Annotated in this window: 16 protein-coding genes and 4 tRNA genes; 9 read left to right on the top strand and 11 right to left on the bottom strand. The window is 63.5% G+C overall.

Features of this window, described 5'->3' with window-relative positions; all coding sequences use genetic code 11:
* Nucleotides 1–3 precede the first annotated feature (3 nt).
* Together purU and folD are read right to left on the bottom strand one after the other, a co-directional pair.
* Nucleotides 4–867, bottom strand: coding sequence for a formyltetrahydrofolate deformylase (purU, locus tag B9N72_RS10520; protein ID WP_085276353.1), 864 nt, complete (start codon nt 865–867; stop codon nt 4–6).
* A 55-nt stretch (nt 868–922) separates the two neighbouring features.
* On the bottom strand, nt 923–1,774 hold the full coding sequence (gene folD / locus B9N72_RS10515) for a bifunctional methylenetetrahydrofolate dehydrogenase/methenyltetrahydrofolate cyclohydrolase FolD (protein WP_085276468.1): 852 nt from the start codon (nt 1,772–1,774) through the stop codon (nt 923–925).
* Between the two features lie 114 nt (nt 1,775–1,888).
* Between folD and B9N72_RS10510 the strand changes: the two genes are divergently transcribed.
* The 5 genes from B9N72_RS10510 to B9N72_RS10490 all read left to right on the top strand — a co-directional run bounded on the left by B9N72_RS10510 (nt 1,889) and on the right by B9N72_RS10490 (nt 3,103).
* A tRNA-Pro gene (locus tag B9N72_RS10510) sits at nt 1,889–1,965 on the top strand.
* Nucleotides 1,966–1,991: 26 nt separating this feature from the next.
* Nucleotides 1,992–2,068: transfer RNA gene (locus B9N72_RS10505), tRNA-Arg, on the top strand.
* A gap of 22 nt (nt 2,069–2,090) precedes the next feature.
* Nucleotides 2,091–2,166: transfer RNA gene (locus B9N72_RS10500), tRNA-His, on the top strand.
* A 45-nt stretch (nt 2,167–2,211) separates the two neighbouring features.
* Nucleotides 2,212–2,287 (top strand) — tRNA-His (locus tag B9N72_RS10495).
* 141 nt (nt 2,288–2,428) lie between these two features.
* Nucleotides 2,429–3,103 carry a GntR family transcriptional regulator gene (locus tag B9N72_RS10490; RefSeq protein ID WP_008955298.1) on the top strand — a complete coding sequence of 225 codons (675 nt, stop codon included), beginning with the start codon at nt 2,429–2,431 and terminating at the stop codon, nt 3,101–3,103.
* Between the two features lie 51 nt (nt 3,104–3,154).
* On the opposite strand, the gene B9N72_RS10485 is transcribed toward B9N72_RS10490, so the two are convergent.
* Nucleotides 3,155–4,312: an ABC transporter substrate-binding protein gene (locus B9N72_RS10485; protein WP_234985945.1), complete on the bottom strand. Its 1,158-nt coding sequence runs from the start codon at nt 4,310–4,312 to the stop codon at nt 3,155–3,157.
* Nucleotides 4,313–4,489: 177 nt separating this feature from the next.
* Between B9N72_RS10485 and B9N72_RS10480 the strand changes: the two genes are divergently transcribed.
* On the top strand, nt 4,490–7,153 hold the full coding sequence (locus B9N72_RS10480; protein WP_085276351.1) for a PAS domain S-box protein: 2,664 nt from the start codon (nt 4,490–4,492) through the stop codon (nt 7,151–7,153).
* Nucleotides 7,150–7,773: a response regulator transcription factor gene (locus B9N72_RS10475; RefSeq protein ID WP_085276350.1), complete on the top strand. Its 624-nt coding sequence runs from the start codon at nt 7,150–7,152 to the stop codon at nt 7,771–7,773. The genes B9N72_RS10480 and B9N72_RS10475 overlap by 4 nt, the downstream gene beginning before the upstream one ends.
* Nucleotides 7,774–8,030: 257 nt before the next feature.
* On the opposite strand, the gene B9N72_RS10470 is transcribed toward B9N72_RS10475, so the two are convergent.
* From B9N72_RS10470 to B9N72_RS10450, 5 genes are all read right to left on the bottom strand, one after another.
* Nucleotides 8,031–9,383, bottom strand: a complete 1,353-nt coding sequence (locus B9N72_RS10470; RefSeq protein WP_085276349.1) for an MFS transporter — start codon at nt 9,381–9,383, stop codon at nt 8,031–8,033.
* A 37-nt stretch (nt 9,384–9,420) separates the two neighbouring features.
* Nucleotides 9,421–9,927 carry a gluconokinase gene (locus tag B9N72_RS10465; RefSeq protein WP_085276348.1) on the bottom strand — a complete coding sequence of 169 codons (507 nt, stop codon included), beginning with the start codon at nt 9,925–9,927 and terminating at the stop codon, nt 9,421–9,423.
* A gap of 195 nt (nt 9,928–10,122) precedes the next feature.
* Complete coding sequence (gene gntR, locus B9N72_RS10460; protein ID WP_085276347.1) at nt 10,123–11,142, bottom strand: HTH-type transcriptional regulator GntR; 1,020 nt, start codon at nt 11,140–11,142, stop codon at nt 10,123–10,125.
* Between the two features lie 205 nt (nt 11,143–11,347).
* Nucleotides 11,348–12,415, bottom strand: coding sequence for an alanine racemase (gene alr / locus B9N72_RS10455; RefSeq protein ID WP_085276346.1), 1,068 nt, complete (start codon nt 12,413–12,415; stop codon nt 11,348–11,350).
* Nucleotides 12,416–12,422: 7 nt separating this feature from the next.
* Nucleotides 12,423–13,727: a D-amino acid dehydrogenase gene (locus B9N72_RS10450; RefSeq protein WP_085276345.1), complete on the bottom strand. Its 1,305-nt coding sequence runs from the start codon at nt 13,725–13,727 to the stop codon at nt 12,423–12,425.
* A 137-nt stretch (nt 13,728–13,864) separates the two neighbouring features.
* On the opposite strand from B9N72_RS10450, the gene B9N72_RS10445 reads away from it, so the two are divergent.
* A complete protein-coding gene (locus B9N72_RS10445; RefSeq protein WP_085276344.1) occupies nt 13,865–14,353 on the top strand; it encodes a winged helix-turn-helix transcriptional regulator in 489 nt (162 codons plus the stop codon).
* 267 nt (nt 14,354–14,620) lie between these two features.
* Nucleotides 14,621–15,820 (top strand): ammonium transporter, encoded by a 1,200-nt coding sequence (locus B9N72_RS10440; RefSeq protein ID WP_085276343.1) that lies wholly within the window; start codon nt 14,621–14,623, stop codon nt 15,818–15,820.
* A gap of 101 nt (nt 15,821–15,921) precedes the next feature.
* Here B9N72_RS10440 and tssA read toward each other — a convergent pair whose 3' ends face one another.
* From tssA to B9N72_RS10430, 3 genes are all read right to left on the bottom strand, one after another.
* Complete coding sequence (tssA, locus tag B9N72_RS10435; RefSeq protein ID WP_085276342.1) at nt 15,922–17,022, bottom strand: type VI secretion system protein TssA; 1,101 nt, start codon at nt 17,020–17,022, stop codon at nt 15,922–15,924.
* 262 nt (nt 17,023–17,284) lie between these two features.
* Entirely contained in the window at nt 17,285–17,512 is a 228-nt protein-coding gene (locus B9N72_RS20765) for a hypothetical protein (RefSeq protein WP_143477806.1), read from the bottom strand.
* A gap of 18 nt (nt 17,513–17,530) precedes the next feature.
* Nucleotides 17,531–17,844, bottom strand: a 314-nt coding sequence (locus tag B9N72_RS10430) for a transposase (protein ID WP_143477805.1), incomplete at its 5' end; no start/stop codon positions are given.

Here is a 17,844-nt window from a genome sequence, read left to right as displayed (position 1 = left end):
GACTTAATCGAACACCACGGTTTTGTTGCTGTAGGACAGCACGCGATCGTCCAGGTGCCAGCGCACCGCGCGCGACAGCACCACCTTTTCCAGGTCCCGCCCCTTCTGCACCAGGTCCTCCACGTCGTCGCGGTGCGAGATGCGGGTGACCTCCTGCTCGATGATCGGGCCGTCGTCCAGCACCTCGGTGACGTAGTGGCTGGTGGCGCCGATCAGCTTCACGCCGCGCGCGAAGGCGCGGTGGTAGGGCTTGGCGCCGTCGAACGCCGGCAGGAAGCTGTGATGGATGTTGATCACGCGATTCGGGAAGCGCTCGACGAACTTGTGCGAGAGCACCTGCATGTAGCGCGCCAGCACGATCACGTCCACGCCGGCCTCGTCCAACAGGCGCCACTGCTCCGCCTCGGCCTCTTCCTTGTTGGCCTGCGTCACCGACACCACGTGGTAGGGGATGCCGTTGAATTCGGCCATGCGGCGGCAATCCTCGTGGTTGGAGATGATCAGCGGGATGTCGCAGTTCAATTCACCGATGCGCCAGCGGTGCAGCAGGTCGACCAGGCAGTGCTCGTACTTCGAGACGAAGATCGCCATGCGCGGCTTGCGGCTCGACAGCGACACGCGCCAGGTCATGCCGTGCTTGTCGGCAATCGGCTGGAACGCTGCGGCGAAGCTCTCCATCGGCAGCGTGAAGCCATCGAGGCTCCACTCGATGCGCATCAGAAACAGGTTTTCGCTGACATCCTGATGCTGGTCGGCATGCATGATGTTGGCGTTGTAGGTCATCAGGAAGTTGGCGATGGCAGCCACCAGCCCCTTTTTGTCCGGGCAGCTGATCAGCAGCGTGGCCGAGTTCTTGTTATGGCTCATGTGCACTCCCAAGAGCAAAAACGGCATGGCGTACCAGGCACGCCATGCCGGGAGATCAGGCGTTCAGGTTGGCCGAATCAAGCGTGTTCTGCAGCAGGGTGGCCACGGTCATCGGACCGACGCCGCCCGGCACCGGCGTGATGAAGGCGGCACGTTCGCTGGCGGTGGCGAACTCCACGTCGCCGCACAGCTTGCCGCTGTCGAGGCGGTTGATGCCCACGTCGATCACCACCGCACCCGGCTTGACCCACTCGCCCTTGATGAAGTTGGGAATGCCCACCGCGGCCACCACGATGTCAGCCTCGGACACTTCCTTGGGCAGATCGGTGGTGGCGCTGTGGCACACTGTCACGGTGGCGCGCGCCAGCAGCATTTCCAGCGCCTGCGGGCGGCCGACGATGTTGGACGCGCCGACGATCACCACCTTCTTGCCCTTCGGATCGATACCGTACTCTTCCAGCAGGGTCATCACGCCGCGCGGGGTGCACGGACGCAGCAGCGGCATCTTCACCGCCAGACGGCCCATGTTGTAGGGGTGGAAGCCGTCCACGTCCTTCTTCGGGGCGATGCGCTCGATCACCGACTGCGGATCGATCTGCTTGGGCAGCGGCAGCTGCACCAGGATGCCGTCGATGCTGGCGTCGGCGTTGAGCTGGTCGATGATCCCCAGCAGTTCTTCCTGCGAGGTGGAAGCGGGCAGGTCGTAAGCCACCGAGCGGATGCCGGCCTTCTCGCACGAACGCTTCTTGTTGCCGACGTACACGCCGGAGGCCGGATCGTCGCCGACCAGGATGACGGCCAGTGCCGGGGCACGTTTGCCCGCCGCAAGGCGAGCGTCCACGCCTTCGCGTACGCGCCCGATCAATTTTTCCGCTACTGCTTTGCCATCAATGAGTTGTGCCGTCATGCTCTGTCCCGAAACCAAACCAACCAAAAACGGCATTTTCTCATTTTTCACCCCCTGAGCTCAACGGGTATTGACAGCATTATGCTCGATCCGTATAGTTGCGCTCTCTGTCGTCGGGGTGTAGCGCAGCCTGGTAGCGCACCTGATTTGGGATCAGGGGGTCGAGAGTTCGAATCCCTCCACCCCGACCAGAAACTCCGCGCACTCGGTGCAGGATGCGCCCGTAGCTCAACCGGATAGAGCACCGGCCTTCTAAGCCGGGGGTTACAGGTTCGAGTCCTGTCGGGCGCGCCAGTAGTACAGCAGCAAGACAGTGGTGGATATAGCTCAGTTGGTAGAGTCCCGGATTGTGATTCCGGTTGTCGTGGGTTCGAGTCCCATTATCCACCCCAAAATTCCTGATTGAAGCACCCGCTTCAGTCGCACCGTTTACAGCGGTGGATATAGCTCAGTTGGTAGAGTCCCGGATTGTGATTCCGGTTGTCGTGGGTTCGAGTCCCATTATCCACCCCAGTTTTGCAAAAACCGGCCCGAGGGCCGGTTTTTTTGTTGCACGCGCTCCAGCCGGCTGCGGTTTCGCTTGTCTCCCCTGCCCCGCTCCGTAATAATTGAATACATTTGTATGTATCCGATTGACTGACAGAGCCTCCACCCATGACCACCCTGCAGCCGATCAAGCGCCAGACGCTGACGAGTGCCGTAACCGAATCCCTGCGCCAACGCATCCTGTCGGGCGAGTTTGCCGACGGCCAGCAATTGCGCCAGGAAGCGCTTTCCAATGAATACGGCGTGAGCCGGGTTCCGGTGCGCGAGGCGTTGCGTCAGCTCGAGGCCGAAGGCCTGATCCAGATCATCGACCACAAGGGTGCTCTGGTATCCAAACTGTCGCTGGACGACGTGCTGGAACTGCTGGACATCCGCGCCATGCTGGAAAGCTCGTTGCTGCGCGCCGCCATCCCGCGCCAGACCAAGGCCGACCTGGCCATGGCCGCCGACACCCTGAAGCAGTTCGAGATCGCGCTGCAGACCAACGACATCCGCCACTGGGGCGAGCTCAACTCGCGCTTCCACCTGGCCTTGTACCGTGCTGCCAAGCGCCCCAACACCCTGGCGCTGATCGAGCAGCTGCACAACAAGACCGACCGCTACACGCGCATGCAGATCCTGTTCACCCAGACCATGGAGCGCGCACACGCCGAACACACCAAGCTGCTGGAACTGTGCCAGCAAGGCGCGGCCGAGGAAGCGGCCGAGTTCATCCGGTTCCACATCCTGTCGGCCGGCAACGCGCTGGAAAGTTACCTCAAGAATCAGGGCTCGCCGCGTTAAAAACGCTTCGGCCAACCTTCAAGGGTGGCCGAACGCTGCAGCACCTCACGGTTACTTCATGCCCTTCAGCCTGTCCTCGCGATAGGCATGCACGACTTCCCCCCCCGATACCTTGCCGATCACCGGCACGGTTTCGTCGATCGCCTCGTGGCTGCTCGGGTTGAACGGACGCTGGTAGCGCGTGATGACGCCGTCGACCGGCCGCTTCAACTGCTCCAGCGCCTGACGGATCGCGGCCCGGTCGGTACTGCCGGCCTGCTGGATCGCGGCCGCCAGCAGCAACATGGCATCGTAGCCCTGCGCCGCCGAAGGCGGTGAAGCGATGCGCCGGCCATGGTTCAGCGCCAGGTAGGCGTCGATGAACGCCTTGCGCTGCCCGCCGGCCCCCTCCGGAATGAAGGTCTGCACCATGCGCGTGCCATCGGCGTTGGGACCGGCATTGTCGATAAAATTGGACATCGACAGTGTCCAGCTGCCGATCAGCGGCACCTGCCAGTCCATCCTGGCCATGCCGTTGGCGATTTCCACCAGCTCCGGGCCGATGGCATAGGTCAGGATGACCTGGGCCCCCTGGCGCGACGCCTTGCGCAACGGCTCCTCCATATCGCGCTCGCGCAGTTCGAAACGTTCCACCGCCACCGGTCGCACGCCGTAGCGCGCCAGCGCGGCGGTCAGTTCCATCACCCCTTGCTCGCCGTAGCGGGTGGTGTCGGCGAAAATGGCGATGCGGCGATAGCCGGCACGTTCCACCGCCTCACGCGCGATCAGCCGCGCCTGCACCGTATCGGACAGCGCGACGCGAAATACATAGCCGTCGTGCGTAGGCTGGGTCAGCTTTGCCGCCGTGGCCACCGCAATCACCAGCGGCACCCGCGCTTCCTGATAGAGCCCCACCACCGCTTCGGCCACCGCGGTATTCACCAGCCCGACCGTCGCCACCACCGGCTGTCGGATCAGCTCGGCGTTGACGCGCCGGCCCCGCAGCGCGTTGCCGCCGTCGTCACGCTCGACCAACTGCAGCGGCCGTCCCAAAACGCCGCCACGGGCGTTGATCTCCTGCGCCGCCAGCCGGATGCCGTTGCGCATGCTGAGCCCCATCGGCGAGGACCCACCGGTGTACGCCCCCGGCACGCCGATGCGGATCGGCTCGACGGCGCCGGCCAGCGTCGCCCACAGCAACCCGGCCAGCATCAGAACGCGCTTCAACATAGTTGTTTTCATTGTCTCTTTTCTCCGGAGCGCAAGCTTAACGGGGCGCACGTCAATCAACAAGCCCGACGCTGCGGGCTAACCCGGCTTATCTTCGGCGCCGGCTTGGCCTACACTCACGTTCTGTTGCCGGCCCCACGCCGGTGGTACAGGACCACCTCGTCCGGACACCTACGCATGCTTCGTTACCACTCCACCACCCAGCGCCAGCGCCCGAGCTGGTACCGGCTGTTCCCCAACGCCAGCATCGTGCTGTTCTTTCTGACCATGGCGGTGATGCTGTGGGCACTCGATTCGCGCGAAGCCGAACAGTTGCGCACCGCGCTGGCGCGCGACGCACTGTGGGCGGAACAGACGCTGCAACTGCACCTCGAAGACAACCTCAACCAGCTCACCGAACTCGCCCGTGAAGCGGGGCGCGACGATCTCGACGAAAGCGGCTTCCAGCTCCAGGCGGCGCAATTCATCGGCAACACCCCGGAACTCCTGGCGGTAGTGCGCGCCGACACCGGCATGATCCTGCGCTGGATCGCCCCCTACGAAGACGGCCCGCTGACGCTGGGCGACGGCCTCTCCGGTCCCAGCGCCGACGCCTTCGTCAAGGCGCGCATCGAGAGCCGGCCGGTCTACAGCCGGCCCTACCAGAGCGCGGACGGCCAATGGCGGATCGAATTGCACGTGCCGGTGCTGCGCAACGGCCAGTTCGTGGGCACCATGATCGCCGTGTTCAACACCGGCACGCTGATCCGCCGCTTGCCGCCGTCGTGGTTTGCCGAGAAATACCAGCTCGAGCTGATCGACGCCGAGGGACGGGAAATCGGCCACAACGCCCAGCAGCGGCTGAGCGGGACGCTCTCCGAAAAACTCGACCTGCCCGGCACCGGGCTCGCCATCATCGCCCGCCCGGTGAAGACGGCCATCAGCCCGAGCCGCGTCCTGCAGCTGGGTTTGATCGTTGGCCTGACCCTGCTCACCCTGATGAGCCTGCTCAGCCTCAACCGTCACATCCGCCGCCGCGTCAGCGCCGAAGAAGAGCGCGACCGGGTATATCGCCTGTCGCAGGATCTGCTCGGCATCATCAGCCCAGAGGGCACCCTGCTCGAGGTCAATCCGGCGTTCGAGACCGTGCTCGGCTACTCACAGGCGCAACTCATCGGCACCTCCTTCCTGAGCTACCTGCATCCCAGCGAGCGCGACATGCTGAAGGAAGGTTTTTTCGACATGCTCGGCGCCGACCAGAGCCACCGCTACGTCGAAACCCGGGTGCTGACGCGCGAGGGCGCCACACAATGGATCGTGTGGGCGCTGAGCCCGCTGCCCGAAAGCGGCGTGATCTACGTCTCGGGCCGCGACATCACCGCCAAGAAGGAAGCGCAGGAAGCGCTCTGGCAGGAGTCCACCTTCCGCAAGGCGATGGAAGATTCGCTGGTGGTGGGGCTGCGCGCCATCGACCTCGAAGGGCGCATCACCTACGTCAACCCGGCCTTCTGCGACATCACCGGCTATACCGAGCAGGAACTGCTGGGCCAACTGCCCCCCTACCCCTACTGGCGCTCCGGCGAAGCCGCCGAGCTGCACCAGCGCCACATGGCCGCCGCGCTGGCCGGCAACGCGCCGCAACATGGCCTCGAAACCCTGATTTGCCGCAAGGACGGCAAGGAGATCCACGTCAACCTGCTGATCTCGCCGTTGATCGATCACGATGGCCAGCACACCGGCTGGATGACGGCAATGACCGACATCACCGAGCGCCAGGAGGCCAAACAACGACTGGAGGCCTCGCACGAGCGTTTCGTCACCGTCATCGAGGGCCTGGACGCCGCGGTGGCGGTGGTCGACCCGGCCAGCCACGAGCTGCTGTTCTGCAACCAGCACTACCGCCAGTGGTTCGACCCGGACAACGTGCTGGGGCAGGAGGAAAGCGTGAGCTGCTGCGACCTGCGGCTGGCCTTCCTGATGCGCGACGCCGAGCGCTCCGAACTCGACCTCCAGCTGCAGCTGGCCAACCCGCCGCGCTGGCTGTCGGCGCGGCGCCGCCAGGTGCGCTGGGTGGACGGCCGGCCAACGCTGATGGTGATCCTCACCGACATCACCCAGCAGCACGAGGCGGAGCAGCGCTATGAGCAGCAGATGGAGAAGCTGCAAGCCACCTCGCGCCTGGTCACCATGGGTGAGATGGCCTCGACCCTGGCGCACGAACTGAACCAGCCGCTGTCGGCCATCGCCAACTACCAGGCCGGCTGCATCGAACGGCTGCGCCAGGGCCGCGCCAGCGCCGAATCGCTGCTGCCGGTGATGGAAAAAATCACGGCCCAGGCCGAACGCGCCGGCAAGATCGTGCGCCGCGTGCGCGAATTCGTGAAACAGAGCGAGCCCGACCGCAAACCGTGTCAGCTGACGGATATCGTCGAGGCCACCCTGGCCATCGCCGACATCGAGGCGCGGCGCTACGCCGCCACCATCGACCTGCAGCTGCCATCACGCCTGCCGGAAGTCTGCGTCGACCCGATCCTGATCGAGCAGGTACTGCTCAACCTGATCAAGAACGGCATCGAGGCGATGCAGGACACCGAACCCGCCCGGCGCCAGCTCGTCGTCAGCGCCGACGTGCTCAATCCGCGCCGAGTCGAAGTCGCCATCGCCGACCGCGGCCACGGCGTTCCGGCGGATCTCAAGGAGCGCCTGTTCGACGCCTTCTTCACGACAAAGAAGGAAGGCATGGGCATGGGGCTCAACATCTGCCGCACCATCATCGAATTCCATCAGGGTCAACTCTGGGTGGAAGACAACCCGGACGGTGGTAGTATTTTCCGCCTGACCCTGCCGGTGACCGAAGCATGAACACGACCAAGCAAGCGCCCATCCACATCATCGATGACGACGAACCGTTCCGCGACTCCCTGCTCTGGCTCTTGGAAAGCCACGACTACCAGGTAGCGTGCCACGGCAGCGCCGAAGATTTCCTGGGCCGGGTGGTGTCGTCCGGCGTCGGCTGCCTGATCGTGGACATCCGCATGCCCGGCATGAGCGGGCTGGAACTGTTCGAGGAACTGGGCCGGCGCGGCAACCCGTGGCCAGTGATCTTCATTACCGGGCACGGCGACGTGCCGATGGCGGTGCAGGCGGTCAAGCGCGGTGCCCACGATTTCCTGGAAAAGCCGTTCAACCAGCAGGCCCTGCTCGACGCCGTGGACAGCGCGCTGGCGACCTGCCGGCAGCGGCTCGACAGCACCGCCAGCCTCAGCAAGATGGCGGAACGGCTCGATTCGCTCACGGTGCGCGAGCGCGAGGTGCTGGAAAAGGTGATCGAGGGCAAGATGAACAAGGTGATCGCCGACGACCTCGGCATCAGCATCAAGACGGTGGAAGCGCACCGCGGCAAGATGATGGACAAGATGGGCGCGCGCTCGATCGCCGATCTGGTGCAGGCCGTGGTGGCCTATCGCCAGCAGAAGAGTTGACGCCCCCTTGAGCCGCTAACAAAACCCTCTTGGCGGCGTTGCACGCGCGTGCGGATCCCTCGCGGAAATTCGCCCAGCAAGCACTTGCCGTACGACGTGTGCGGCCTGTGGCCGTACGCCCAGCCAAGAGCGCTGCGCTGGTTTTGTTAGCGGCTCTTGATAGTCAAACCAAACGCACAAGGCCGCCCGTCACCGGGCGGCCTTGTGCGTTTTCGAAGCGTCTCGCCCACAGACGGAGCAGGACGCTTTCACTCCTCTCAGCGTGTCACGGAAGAGGTGCCGGCCTTGGCGGCCCCGCCGACGCGGCGCACCGCATCCTTGCCAGGCTCCGGAATCGGCTCGATCTTCCCCAGCAGGAACACGAAGGCGAACACGCCCACCACCAGCACCACGCCCGCCACCAGGAAGGCGTTGGAGAACGATTGCGTGGCGCCGACGATATAGCCGGTCACGATCGGCGCCACCGCACCCATCATGTTGTTGGCGAAGTTCATGATGCCGCCGACCGTGCCGGTACCGCCGTGTGGGGCGATCAGCGACGGCAGCGACCAGCCCACCGGGGCCGCGGCGGCCAGGCCGCTCAGCGCGATGGTGATCCAGACGATGGCGATGTAAGGATCCGTGGTAGTGGTGGCACCGAACACCGCCAGGCCACACAGCATGCCGGCCACCAGCACGCCCTTGCGCACGCGCGTTTCGTCGTGCCCCTTGGCGATCAGGTGGTCGATCAGCCAGCCGCCGACCAGCAGATCGGACAGCGTAGCGAACAGCCAGGGAACGGCGGCGAACGAGGCCGACTTGAGAATGCTCATGTGCATCGCCTGCACCAGATAACCGGGCAACCAGGTCAGGAACAGGTAGAACACGTAGCCGTAGGCGGCAAAACCGATCGACAACCCCCAGATTTTGCGCTGCTTGAGCAGGTAGCCCAGCATCTTCAGCGAGCTTTCCTGGCTCACCCCTTCCGGTGCGGCACCGCCCTGGACGATATAGTCGTGCTCGGCCTTGGACAGCTTGCTGTCGGCGCTGGGATCACGATAGATCAGGTAGAAGGCCAGGAAATAGACCAGGCTTAGCAGGGCCGACAAGCCGAAGCCCCAGCGCCAGCCGAAATGCACCACGGTCAGGGCGACCAGCGGCACGCCGATCACGTTGGAGAACTTGGCGGCGGCATCGAACAGCGCGGTCGCCATGGCACGCTCGCGGCGCGGGAACCAGTAGCCGGTGGCCTTGGAGCTGACCGGGAATCCCGGCGCCTCGGCCACCCCCAGCAGGGCACGCGCGGCGAACACGCCGCCGAAACCGCCGGCACAGGCGGTCAGCGTGGCGGCGATGCCCCACAGGAACGCCCCCCAGCGGCCGACCTTGGTCACGCCGAAGCGGTCGAGCACCACCCCGGTGGGAATCTGCAGCAAGGCGTAGGCCCAGAAGAAGGCACTGAACAAGAGGCCGATGTCCCCGGTAGTCAGGTGGAACTCCTGCTGCAGCTGCGGCGCCGCCACCGACAGGCTGATGCGGTCGAAATAGTTGACCAGCACGCCGATGCCGAGCAGGGCGCCAATGCGCCAGCGGCGCGTCGGCACGCGGGCGGTGGTGTTATGGGTCGTCATTGTGTTCTCCTCCGTGTAGTTATGACGTGTTTGGGTGCTACTTGCCGTGCAATTGCTCGAGCACGCGATCCCGCAAGCTGGCGAGCGGCTGCTGAATGTCACAGACGATGGCCTGCTCGTCGGGCTGCAGCGCCTCCAGGTCGCGGAACTGGCTGTCGATCAGGCTCTGCGGCATGAAATGGGCGGAGCGAGCTGCCATGCGCTCGGCGATCAGGCTGCGCGAGCCGCTCAGGTGGACGAACAGCAGCCCGGGGTCGCCCTCGCGCAAGGCGTCGCGGTAGCGGCGTTTGAGCGCAGAGCACGCCAGCACCATGCGCTCTCCCCCCGCCCGTCCGCTGGCCAGCCGTGCCGCCAGCACGCCGAGCCAGCTGGCGCGGTCGGCATCGGTGAGCGGGATGCCGGCGGACATGCGGGCAATGTTCTCGGCGGGGTGAAAGGCGTCGCCTTCGATGAAAGTGGCGCCGAGGGTGTCGGATAGAGCCTGGCCGAGACTGCTCTTGCCGCAACCGGCAACCCCCATGACCACGATGTTCGGCATTTTCATGTTAGCGCTAACATTTCAGGTTGAGAAAAAACGCCCGCGATCACTGCAGGCGTTGGCTGTTTTTTCGGATGTTAGCGCTAACAAATCGAAGCAGGCAAGCAATTGCTTCAAGCCATGGACAGCGTAGGAGCGGGTGTTGCAAATCTGCCCACGCCGGCGCGGGCGGGCGGTACGACTGGAAACGGCCGTCGGTGGCTACGAGCTGGCCCGCGGCATGACGGTGAAACCCAGGTCATGACAGGTCACGGCATCGGCCTCGCCGGCGATGCTCGCCAATAGCAGCCTAGCCGCTTCGGTGCCGATACGGTAGCGCGGCGTGGCCACCGTGGTCAGCGGCGGCGTCACCCAGCCGGCGGGCTGCAGATCGTTGAAGCCGGCGATTGCCATGCGCTGCGGCACCGCCAGACCGAGCCGCTGGCAGGCGGCGAGCGCGCCGATGGCGAGGTCGTCGTTGCAGCAGAACACGGCGTCGCAGTCGGGATGGGCCTGCAGCAAGCGCGTCAGCGCATCGGCCCCCATCTGCATCGTGGACGGCGCCGGGTCGAGATCTTCCAGTGCCGCGTCGTAGCGGCCGGCGGCACGCAGCGCCTTGCGGTAGCCGTCCAGGCGCTTGAGCACACGCTCGTCGAGCTGCGCCCCCATGAAGGCGATGCGCCGACGCCCACGCTCCAACAGGTGGCGGGTGATCGCTTCGCCCGCGTCTTCCTGGGAAAAGCCGACGCAACAGCGACCGTCGGCGGTGAGATCCATCATGTACACCGCCGGAATCCCCTGGCGCTCCAGAGTCTGGGCAAATTCCGGCGGCTGCGACAAACCGGTCACCAGCACCCCGTCCGGCTGATGCTCGAGGTAGGCGCGCAACAGCTGCATCTCTTCGCCCGCGCTGTAGTGGGTATTGCCGATCAGCATCTGGTAGCCGGCGGGGCGCAGCACGTCCTCGATGCCGGCCAGGGTGTCGATGAAGACCGTGTTGGTCAGCGAGGGGATCAACACCAGCACGGTCTGCGAGCGCGCCGAGGCGAGTGCGCGCGCCGAGCGGTTGGGCACGTAACCCAGCCGGTCGACGGCTTCCAGTATCTTGGTGCGAAGCGTGTCGGAGACGCGCTCCGGGGAGTACAGCGCGCGCGATACGGTGATTGCGCTGACGCCGACGGCCAGCCCGACATCGTGCATGGTGACGCCGCTTCCGGAGCGCAGGCGCGGTTTTCTAGACATGGTTGAACGACTTGATTCGGTGAACGGGAGACGGACCGGCCGTCTTGCCGTGGCAGTGTATCAAACCACGCTGCCGCGCCCTATGCCTTTTGGCTGGCCCCCACCGCGACGGTGCCTGCCGCTTCCCGGGTCACTGGGCGAAGCCCCCCCAAAAAAAAGCCCGGCCAAATGACCGGGCGAATCAGAGTGCACACGACTTTACAATTCAGCAATAAACAAAATGGGCGCGCTTGACGTTGCACAGCAGCTCATAGGCGATGGTGCCGGCCTGCGCGGCCACCTCATTGACGTGGACGCTATCGCCCCACAACTCGACTTCGCTGCCGATGCCAGCGGCAGGCAGATCGGTCAGGTCGACGGTGATCATGTCCATCGACACGCGGCCGATGATGCGCGAGCGCACGCCGTCGATCGCCACCGGGCTGCCGGTGGAGGCCAGACGCGGGTAGCCGTCGGCGTAGCCGCAGGCGATCAGGCCGACGCGGGTCGGACGTTCGGTGACGAAGGTGGCGCCGTAGCCCACCGGCTCGCCGGCAGCGAGCTCGCGCACGCCGAACACCCGGCTGGTGAGACGCATCACCGGCTTGAGCGCGGCGCCCTGCTCGTAGCCCGCCGGCAGCGGCGTGGCGCCGTACAGCATGATGCCGGGACGCCCCCAGTCGCGCCGGGTGCGCTCGTGCACCATGATGGCGGCGGAGTTGGCCACGCTGATCTCGCCCGGCAGACCGGCGCAGGCGGCGTCGAAGGTTTCCATCTGCTGCGCGGTGGCAGACAACGCCGGTTCGTCGGCGCGGGCGAAGTGAGTCATCTTGACGATGCCGTCCACCTTGCCGCTTTCGGCCAACCTTTGGTAGGCGGCCGCATAGTCCTGCGGGAAGAATCCGGCACGATGCATGCCGGAATCCATCTTCAGCCACACCCGGTACGGCTTGGCGGGTTGGCTGGCGAGCAGCATGTCGAGCTGCTGCTGGCTTTGCACCACCAGCCACAGGCCGTGGCGCTCGACCTCGGCCAGTTCGGCCGGTTCGAACACGCCCTCCAGCAGCAGGATGGGCAGGGTCAGGCCGGCTTCGCGCAGTTGCAGCGCTTCTTCCAGGCAGGCCACGGCGTAGCCGTCGGCGATGTCGGCCACGGCCTGGGCACAGCGCACCGCGCCGTGGCCGTAGGCGTTGGCCTTGACCACAGCCAGCGCGCGGCCGCCGTGCTGGCGGCGCGCCAGTTCATAGTTGTGACGGAAGTGCTCGAGTCGAATCGAGGCAATCAACGGACGCATGCGGACCTCAGTGGCTGGTGACGATACGGGCGGTCGGTACCACCAGCTTTTCGCCGCCTTTGGCGTAACGCTGCATGGACAGGCCGTCGACGCTGATTTCCGGCTTCACGCCGGTGATCAGGTCGGCCAGTACCTTGCCGGAACCGGCGCTCATGGTCCAGCCCAGCGTGCCGTGGCCAGTGTTGAGCGACAGGTTGGCGAAGCGGCTGCCGCCGATGATCGGCGTGCCGTCCGGCGTCATCGGACGCAGGCCGGTCCAGAATTCGGCCGCCGGGATGTTGCCGCCTTCCGGGAACAGATCGCCCACCACCATCTCCAGCGTTTCGCGGCGGCGCGGGTTCAGGCTCAGGTCGTAGCCGGCCAGTTCGGCCATGCCGCCGACACGGATGCGGTTGTCGAAGCGGGTGATCGCCACCTTGTAGGTCTCGTCCATGACGGTGGAGACCGGAGCCGCGCTAGCGTTGGTGATCGGCACGGTCAGCGAGTAGCCCTTGACCGGGTAGACCGGGATGTCGATGTCCAGCGTCTTCAACAGATCGCGCGAGTAGCTGCCGAGCGCCACCACGTAATGGTCGGCACGATGCTCGACGCCGTTGGCGCGCACGCCGGTGATCTTCTTGCCGTCGTGCTGGATGGCGTCGATGGTCTGACCGAACAGGAATTTGACGCCCTTGGCGCGCGCCAGTTCGGCCAGACGGCTGGTGAACAGCTGGCAGTCGCCGGTTTCGTCATTGGGCAGTTGCAGACCGCCGACGATCTTTTCCTTGACGCGGGCCAGTGCCGGCTCGGCCTTGACGCAGCCCTCGCGGTCGAGCACGTGGAACGGCACGCCGGTTTCCTTCAGCACGGCGATATCCTTGGCCATGCCGTCGAGCTGGTACTGGGTGCGGAACACCTGCAGCGTGCCCATTTCGCGGCCTTCGTAGGCCAGCCCGGTCTCGGCGCGCAGTTCCTTGATCTTGTCGCGGCTATACTCGGCGAGTCGCACCATGCGGGATTTGTTGGTGGCGTAAGCGGCTTCGTTGCAGTTGGCAAGCATTTTGCTCATCCACTGCCACTGGTACAGGCTGCCGTCCGGCTTGAAGGCCAGCGGGGCGTGACGCTGGAACAGCCACTTGATGGCTTTCTGCGGAATGCCCGGTGCGGCCCACGGGGCGGAATAGCCCGGAGAAATCTGGCCTGCGTTGCCGAAGCTGGTTTCCAGTGCGACGCCATCCTGGCGCTCGATCACGGTCACCTCGCAGCCAGCCTTGGCCAGATACCATGCAGTGGAAACACCTAGTACACCACCGCCCAGCACGATAACCTTCATGTTCTCTACACTCCCGAGGTAGGGTTTAAACGTTTAGTGATTTCCGGTAGTATATTTACTTTAAGGCAGTTTTATTTACTGTTTTTTTACAAAAAAACAAATAAATTCAACAAAATATAGACAATGCACAGGAAATTATGAGAGACAAACAAGTAGTGGAGCGCCCGCTCGACAAGATCGACTTGAGGATACTGAAATACCTGCAAAACAACGGCCGCATGTCGATGACCGAACTGGCCGACAAGGTCGGCCTGTCGACCACGCCCTGTACCGAACGGGTGCGCAAACTGGAGCGTGACGGCATAATTGAAGGTTACTACGCCCGCCTGAATCCGCAAGCGATGAACTCCTCGCTGCTGGTATTCGTCGAGATCAAGCTGGCCGCCAAGTCCGGCGACATCTTCGACTCCTTCCGCCGCGAGGTGCAGAAGCTGCCTGAGGTGATGGAATGCCACCTGGTGTCCGGCGAGTACGATTACCTGCTCAAGGCACGCATCTCGGACATGTCGATGTACCGCAAGCTGCTGGGCGATATTCTGCTCAAGCTGCCGCACGCCAACGAGTCGCGCAGCTACGTGGTGATGGAAGAGATCAAGGAAACGCTGGCGCTGCCCATCCCCGACTGACCTGGCTGCCGTGGCATCGGTTAAGCGATGCCGGCGCACCAAAACAGAACGCACCAAATGAAGTCACGTGCACCATGGCGTGATCTCATTTGGTGCGATTTGACTTGAATCGCCACGTATTCCTCTCGAGGCGCCCCTCCTCACCCCCTCTCATCGTCCCAATACGCCAATCCGGTGCAGGCATGCCCCGTCATGCATCACGTGCACCATGAATTGGCACTGCTTTTGCTACAAGGCGAAGCACAAAAATATCTTTGGGACCCGTTAATGACTCACTCCTCGACTTCCGACGTGCTATTCCTGCTGCTGGGGGCGGTGATGATCCTGGCCATGCACGCCGGCTTCGCCTTCCTCGAACTGGGCACGGTACGCAAGAAAAACCAGGTCAACGCGCTGGTGAAGATCCTCACCGACTTCGCCGTCTCCGCCATCGCCTACTTCTTCATCGGCTACGGCGTGGCCTACGGCGTGCACTTCTTCCAGCCCGCCAGCGCGCTCAACGCCGAAAGCGGTTACGGCCTGGTGAAGTTCTTCTTCCTGCTCACCTTCGCCGCCGCCATCCCGGCCATCGTCTCCGGCGGCATCGCCGAGCGCGCCAAGTTCCACCCGCAGTCGGCCGCCACCTTCCTGCTGGTGGGCTTCGTCTACCCGTTCTTCGAAGGCATCGCCTGGAACAACCACTACGGCGTGCAGGACTGGCTGACGCACGTCTTCGGCCAACCTTTCCATGACTTCGCCGGCTCGGTGGTGGTGCACGCCGTGGGCGGCTGGATCGGACTCGCCGCCGTGCTGAACCTGGGCGCACGCCGTGGCCGCTACAGCAAGGAAGGCCGCATCGCCGCGCACCCGCCGTCCAGCATTCCGTTCCTGGCACTGGGCGCCTGGATCCTGATCGTGGGCTGGTTCGGCTTCAACGTGATGAGCGCGCAGAAGCTGGAAGGCATTTCCGGGCTGGTGGCGATCAACTCGCTGATGGCCATGGTGGGTGGCACGCTGACCGCGATGTGGCTCGGCAAGAACGACCCCGGCTTCATCCACAACGGCCCCTTGGCCGGGCTGGTGGCGGTGTGCGCCGGCTCCGACCTGATGCACCCGGCCGGCGCCCTGGTGGTGGGCGCCATCGCCGGCGCGCTGTTCGTCCAGCTGTTCACACTGACGCAGAACCGCTGGAAGATCGACGACGTGCTGGGGGTGTGGCCGCTGCACGGCCTGTGCGGCGCCTGGGGCGGCATCGCCGCCGGCCTGTTCGGCCAACCCTGGCTGGGCGGCGCCGGCCACGTCAGCCTGGTGTCGCAGCTGATCGGCACGCTCGGCGGCATCGCCGTCGGCTTCGGCGGCGGCTATATCGTGTATGCCCTGCTCAAGCGCACGGTGGGCATCCGCCTGAGCGAGGAAGAAGAATTCAACGGCGCCGATTTGTCCATCCACCAGATCACCGCCACACCGGAGCGCGAGGCGAATTGGTAGGTGCGGTGCGGCAACGTTCCAGCAGGGACAATAGCAACACCGGCAAAAAGCCCACCGAAAGGTGGGCTTTTTGCCGATCGTGACACCGCCGTCCTAGCCGTTCAGCTGTGGTTGATATCCAGCAGCTCCTGCAACTGGCGCAGTGTCGAGTCGTCCTTCACCACATGCAGCAGCCATTCTTCCAGGCTCATTTCCGCCCAGCGTGCCGCACGCTCGGCCAGCAATGCCACCGGGCTGTGCGGTTCATTGTGACGGAAGTAACGGGCGACCTCGGCCAACATCTGTACCGCCTGCTGGCGGCTACGGACTTGTCCGTCGAAAGTGGGCGCCGCTACCCTAACGGATGGAGTTGTCGGAACGGCAGAAGACATGGCGGTTTTCTCCGACATCGCGGCATGGGAAGGCGGCGCGCTGGGGGCAGCGACCGCCACATCGCCCCCCAGTTGCTGGCGGTAACGCAGCACCAGCTCCTGGCAGGCGTAAATGGCGTTGCGCACCTCGGCAAGACTCGGTGCCTCATGGCCGAAACGCTCATCGAGTCGCTGATCCAATGCCTCGTAGGCACTCAGTGCCGCCAACAACAGCTCGGCCTGGCTGGCGAACCAGGCATGACCCGACAAGGCAGCCCCCTTATCGAAGTCCTCGCCGCCTAGCTTGCCCTCGGCCAACGCCGCCAGTTTCGCCTCCGGGTCTTTCAGGCCCAGGTTCTCCACATCCCGCGACTGCTGCCAGTCATTCCAGCCGTACCCGCCGAACTCCGGCTTGATCATGGGGACGTTGCGAATCGCCACACCCAGCTGCTGGTTCAGCCATTCGAGCTTGCCGATCCGCTCATCCAGATCATTCGGGTCAAGCTCCGGGTAGCCACTCTCCCAGTAATGCTCAAGCCAACCGGCCAAGGTCGCCAGCCCCTGGACCAGGCCGGCGAGGCCATGTACCTGAACCTGGGCCTCGGCATACCAGACCAGCAGTTGCAAATCCTTGCTGCGCTGGCTCAGGGCCTCCTCGCACAAGCGGATCACCTTGGGCCATTCAGCCACTTTCAAAGCCTGCTCCCAGTCTCCTAGGGACAAGGAGGGATCATCGCTGCGACGGGCCTCGCGAATCTGGTCGAACAGCGGAGAATAGGCCAGGTCCTCCCCGGCGGGTGCCGAGTCAGAAACCGGTGCCATCAGTTGGAGGATTTTTTCTTGAATGGTCATATGTCAAGTCTCGCCAATTATTAATTGCCGTGATCCGTATCGGCAATTCTTTACCTTCCTTTGTTACCCTCCAGCTGAACCATATCTCACCATTACCCATCATCACTCCGCGCCAGTTGAAAAATAGACATGTCAAATGTCGCATTGAAAATGGCAGCCTTTACTTCTTTGTTAAAAATAAATTCATAGCCACTCACAAAGGCATTTTTATTTTTGACGACAAAAACCTCGCCATTTCGTTTTATTTTAATCGGACATTCAATCATCTTACTGATACATTTTTTATTGCCTTCTTTCGAGAAGTACCTAAGCTGATAGAAAAAATACTTGCCTTGTCATAATCAAGGCCAGCCACATTGACGATTGCCTCTCTCAACTCAACGTTATGATCATAACTTTCCTCATACTCTTTCGGAATTATCTTTCCGCAAACCAACTCATTCGCCGATGCAGTTCTTGCACAAATAAGCATGAATGCGATAACCGCCATGGATAACCCTCTAAGTAATCACGCATAACTAAATTTGAGTTCTGTGCCAACCCTATCCAGCAAGTCGGTCACCTTGCTTTTCAATTCGGTGGCACCCCATGTCTTACATCGTCGCCAGTGGTATTTGGCTTGTTTCCAGAGCTGCTCGATCAGGTTCAGCTCTGGGCTATAAGCTGGCAGAAAGCAGAGATGAAACCCATGATCCAGCAACCAGACATCACGTTTATCTTCTCTGATGGCGGCGTGCATCCGCGCGTTATCCAGGATCAGCAAGGTCGGCCGCTCACGACTGGATCGCTCAGCCAAACTCTGCAAAAAGACCTCAACCTCTT

The organism is Pseudogulbenkiania subflava DSM 22618, from assembly GCF_900177275.1.
GTDB classification, from domain to species: domain Bacteria; phylum Pseudomonadota; class Gammaproteobacteria; order Burkholderiales; family Chromobacteriaceae; genus Pseudogulbenkiania; species Pseudogulbenkiania subflava.
The sequence above is the reverse complement of the archived record's forward strand: the minus strand, read 5'-3'. Positions and strand labels throughout refer to the sequence as shown.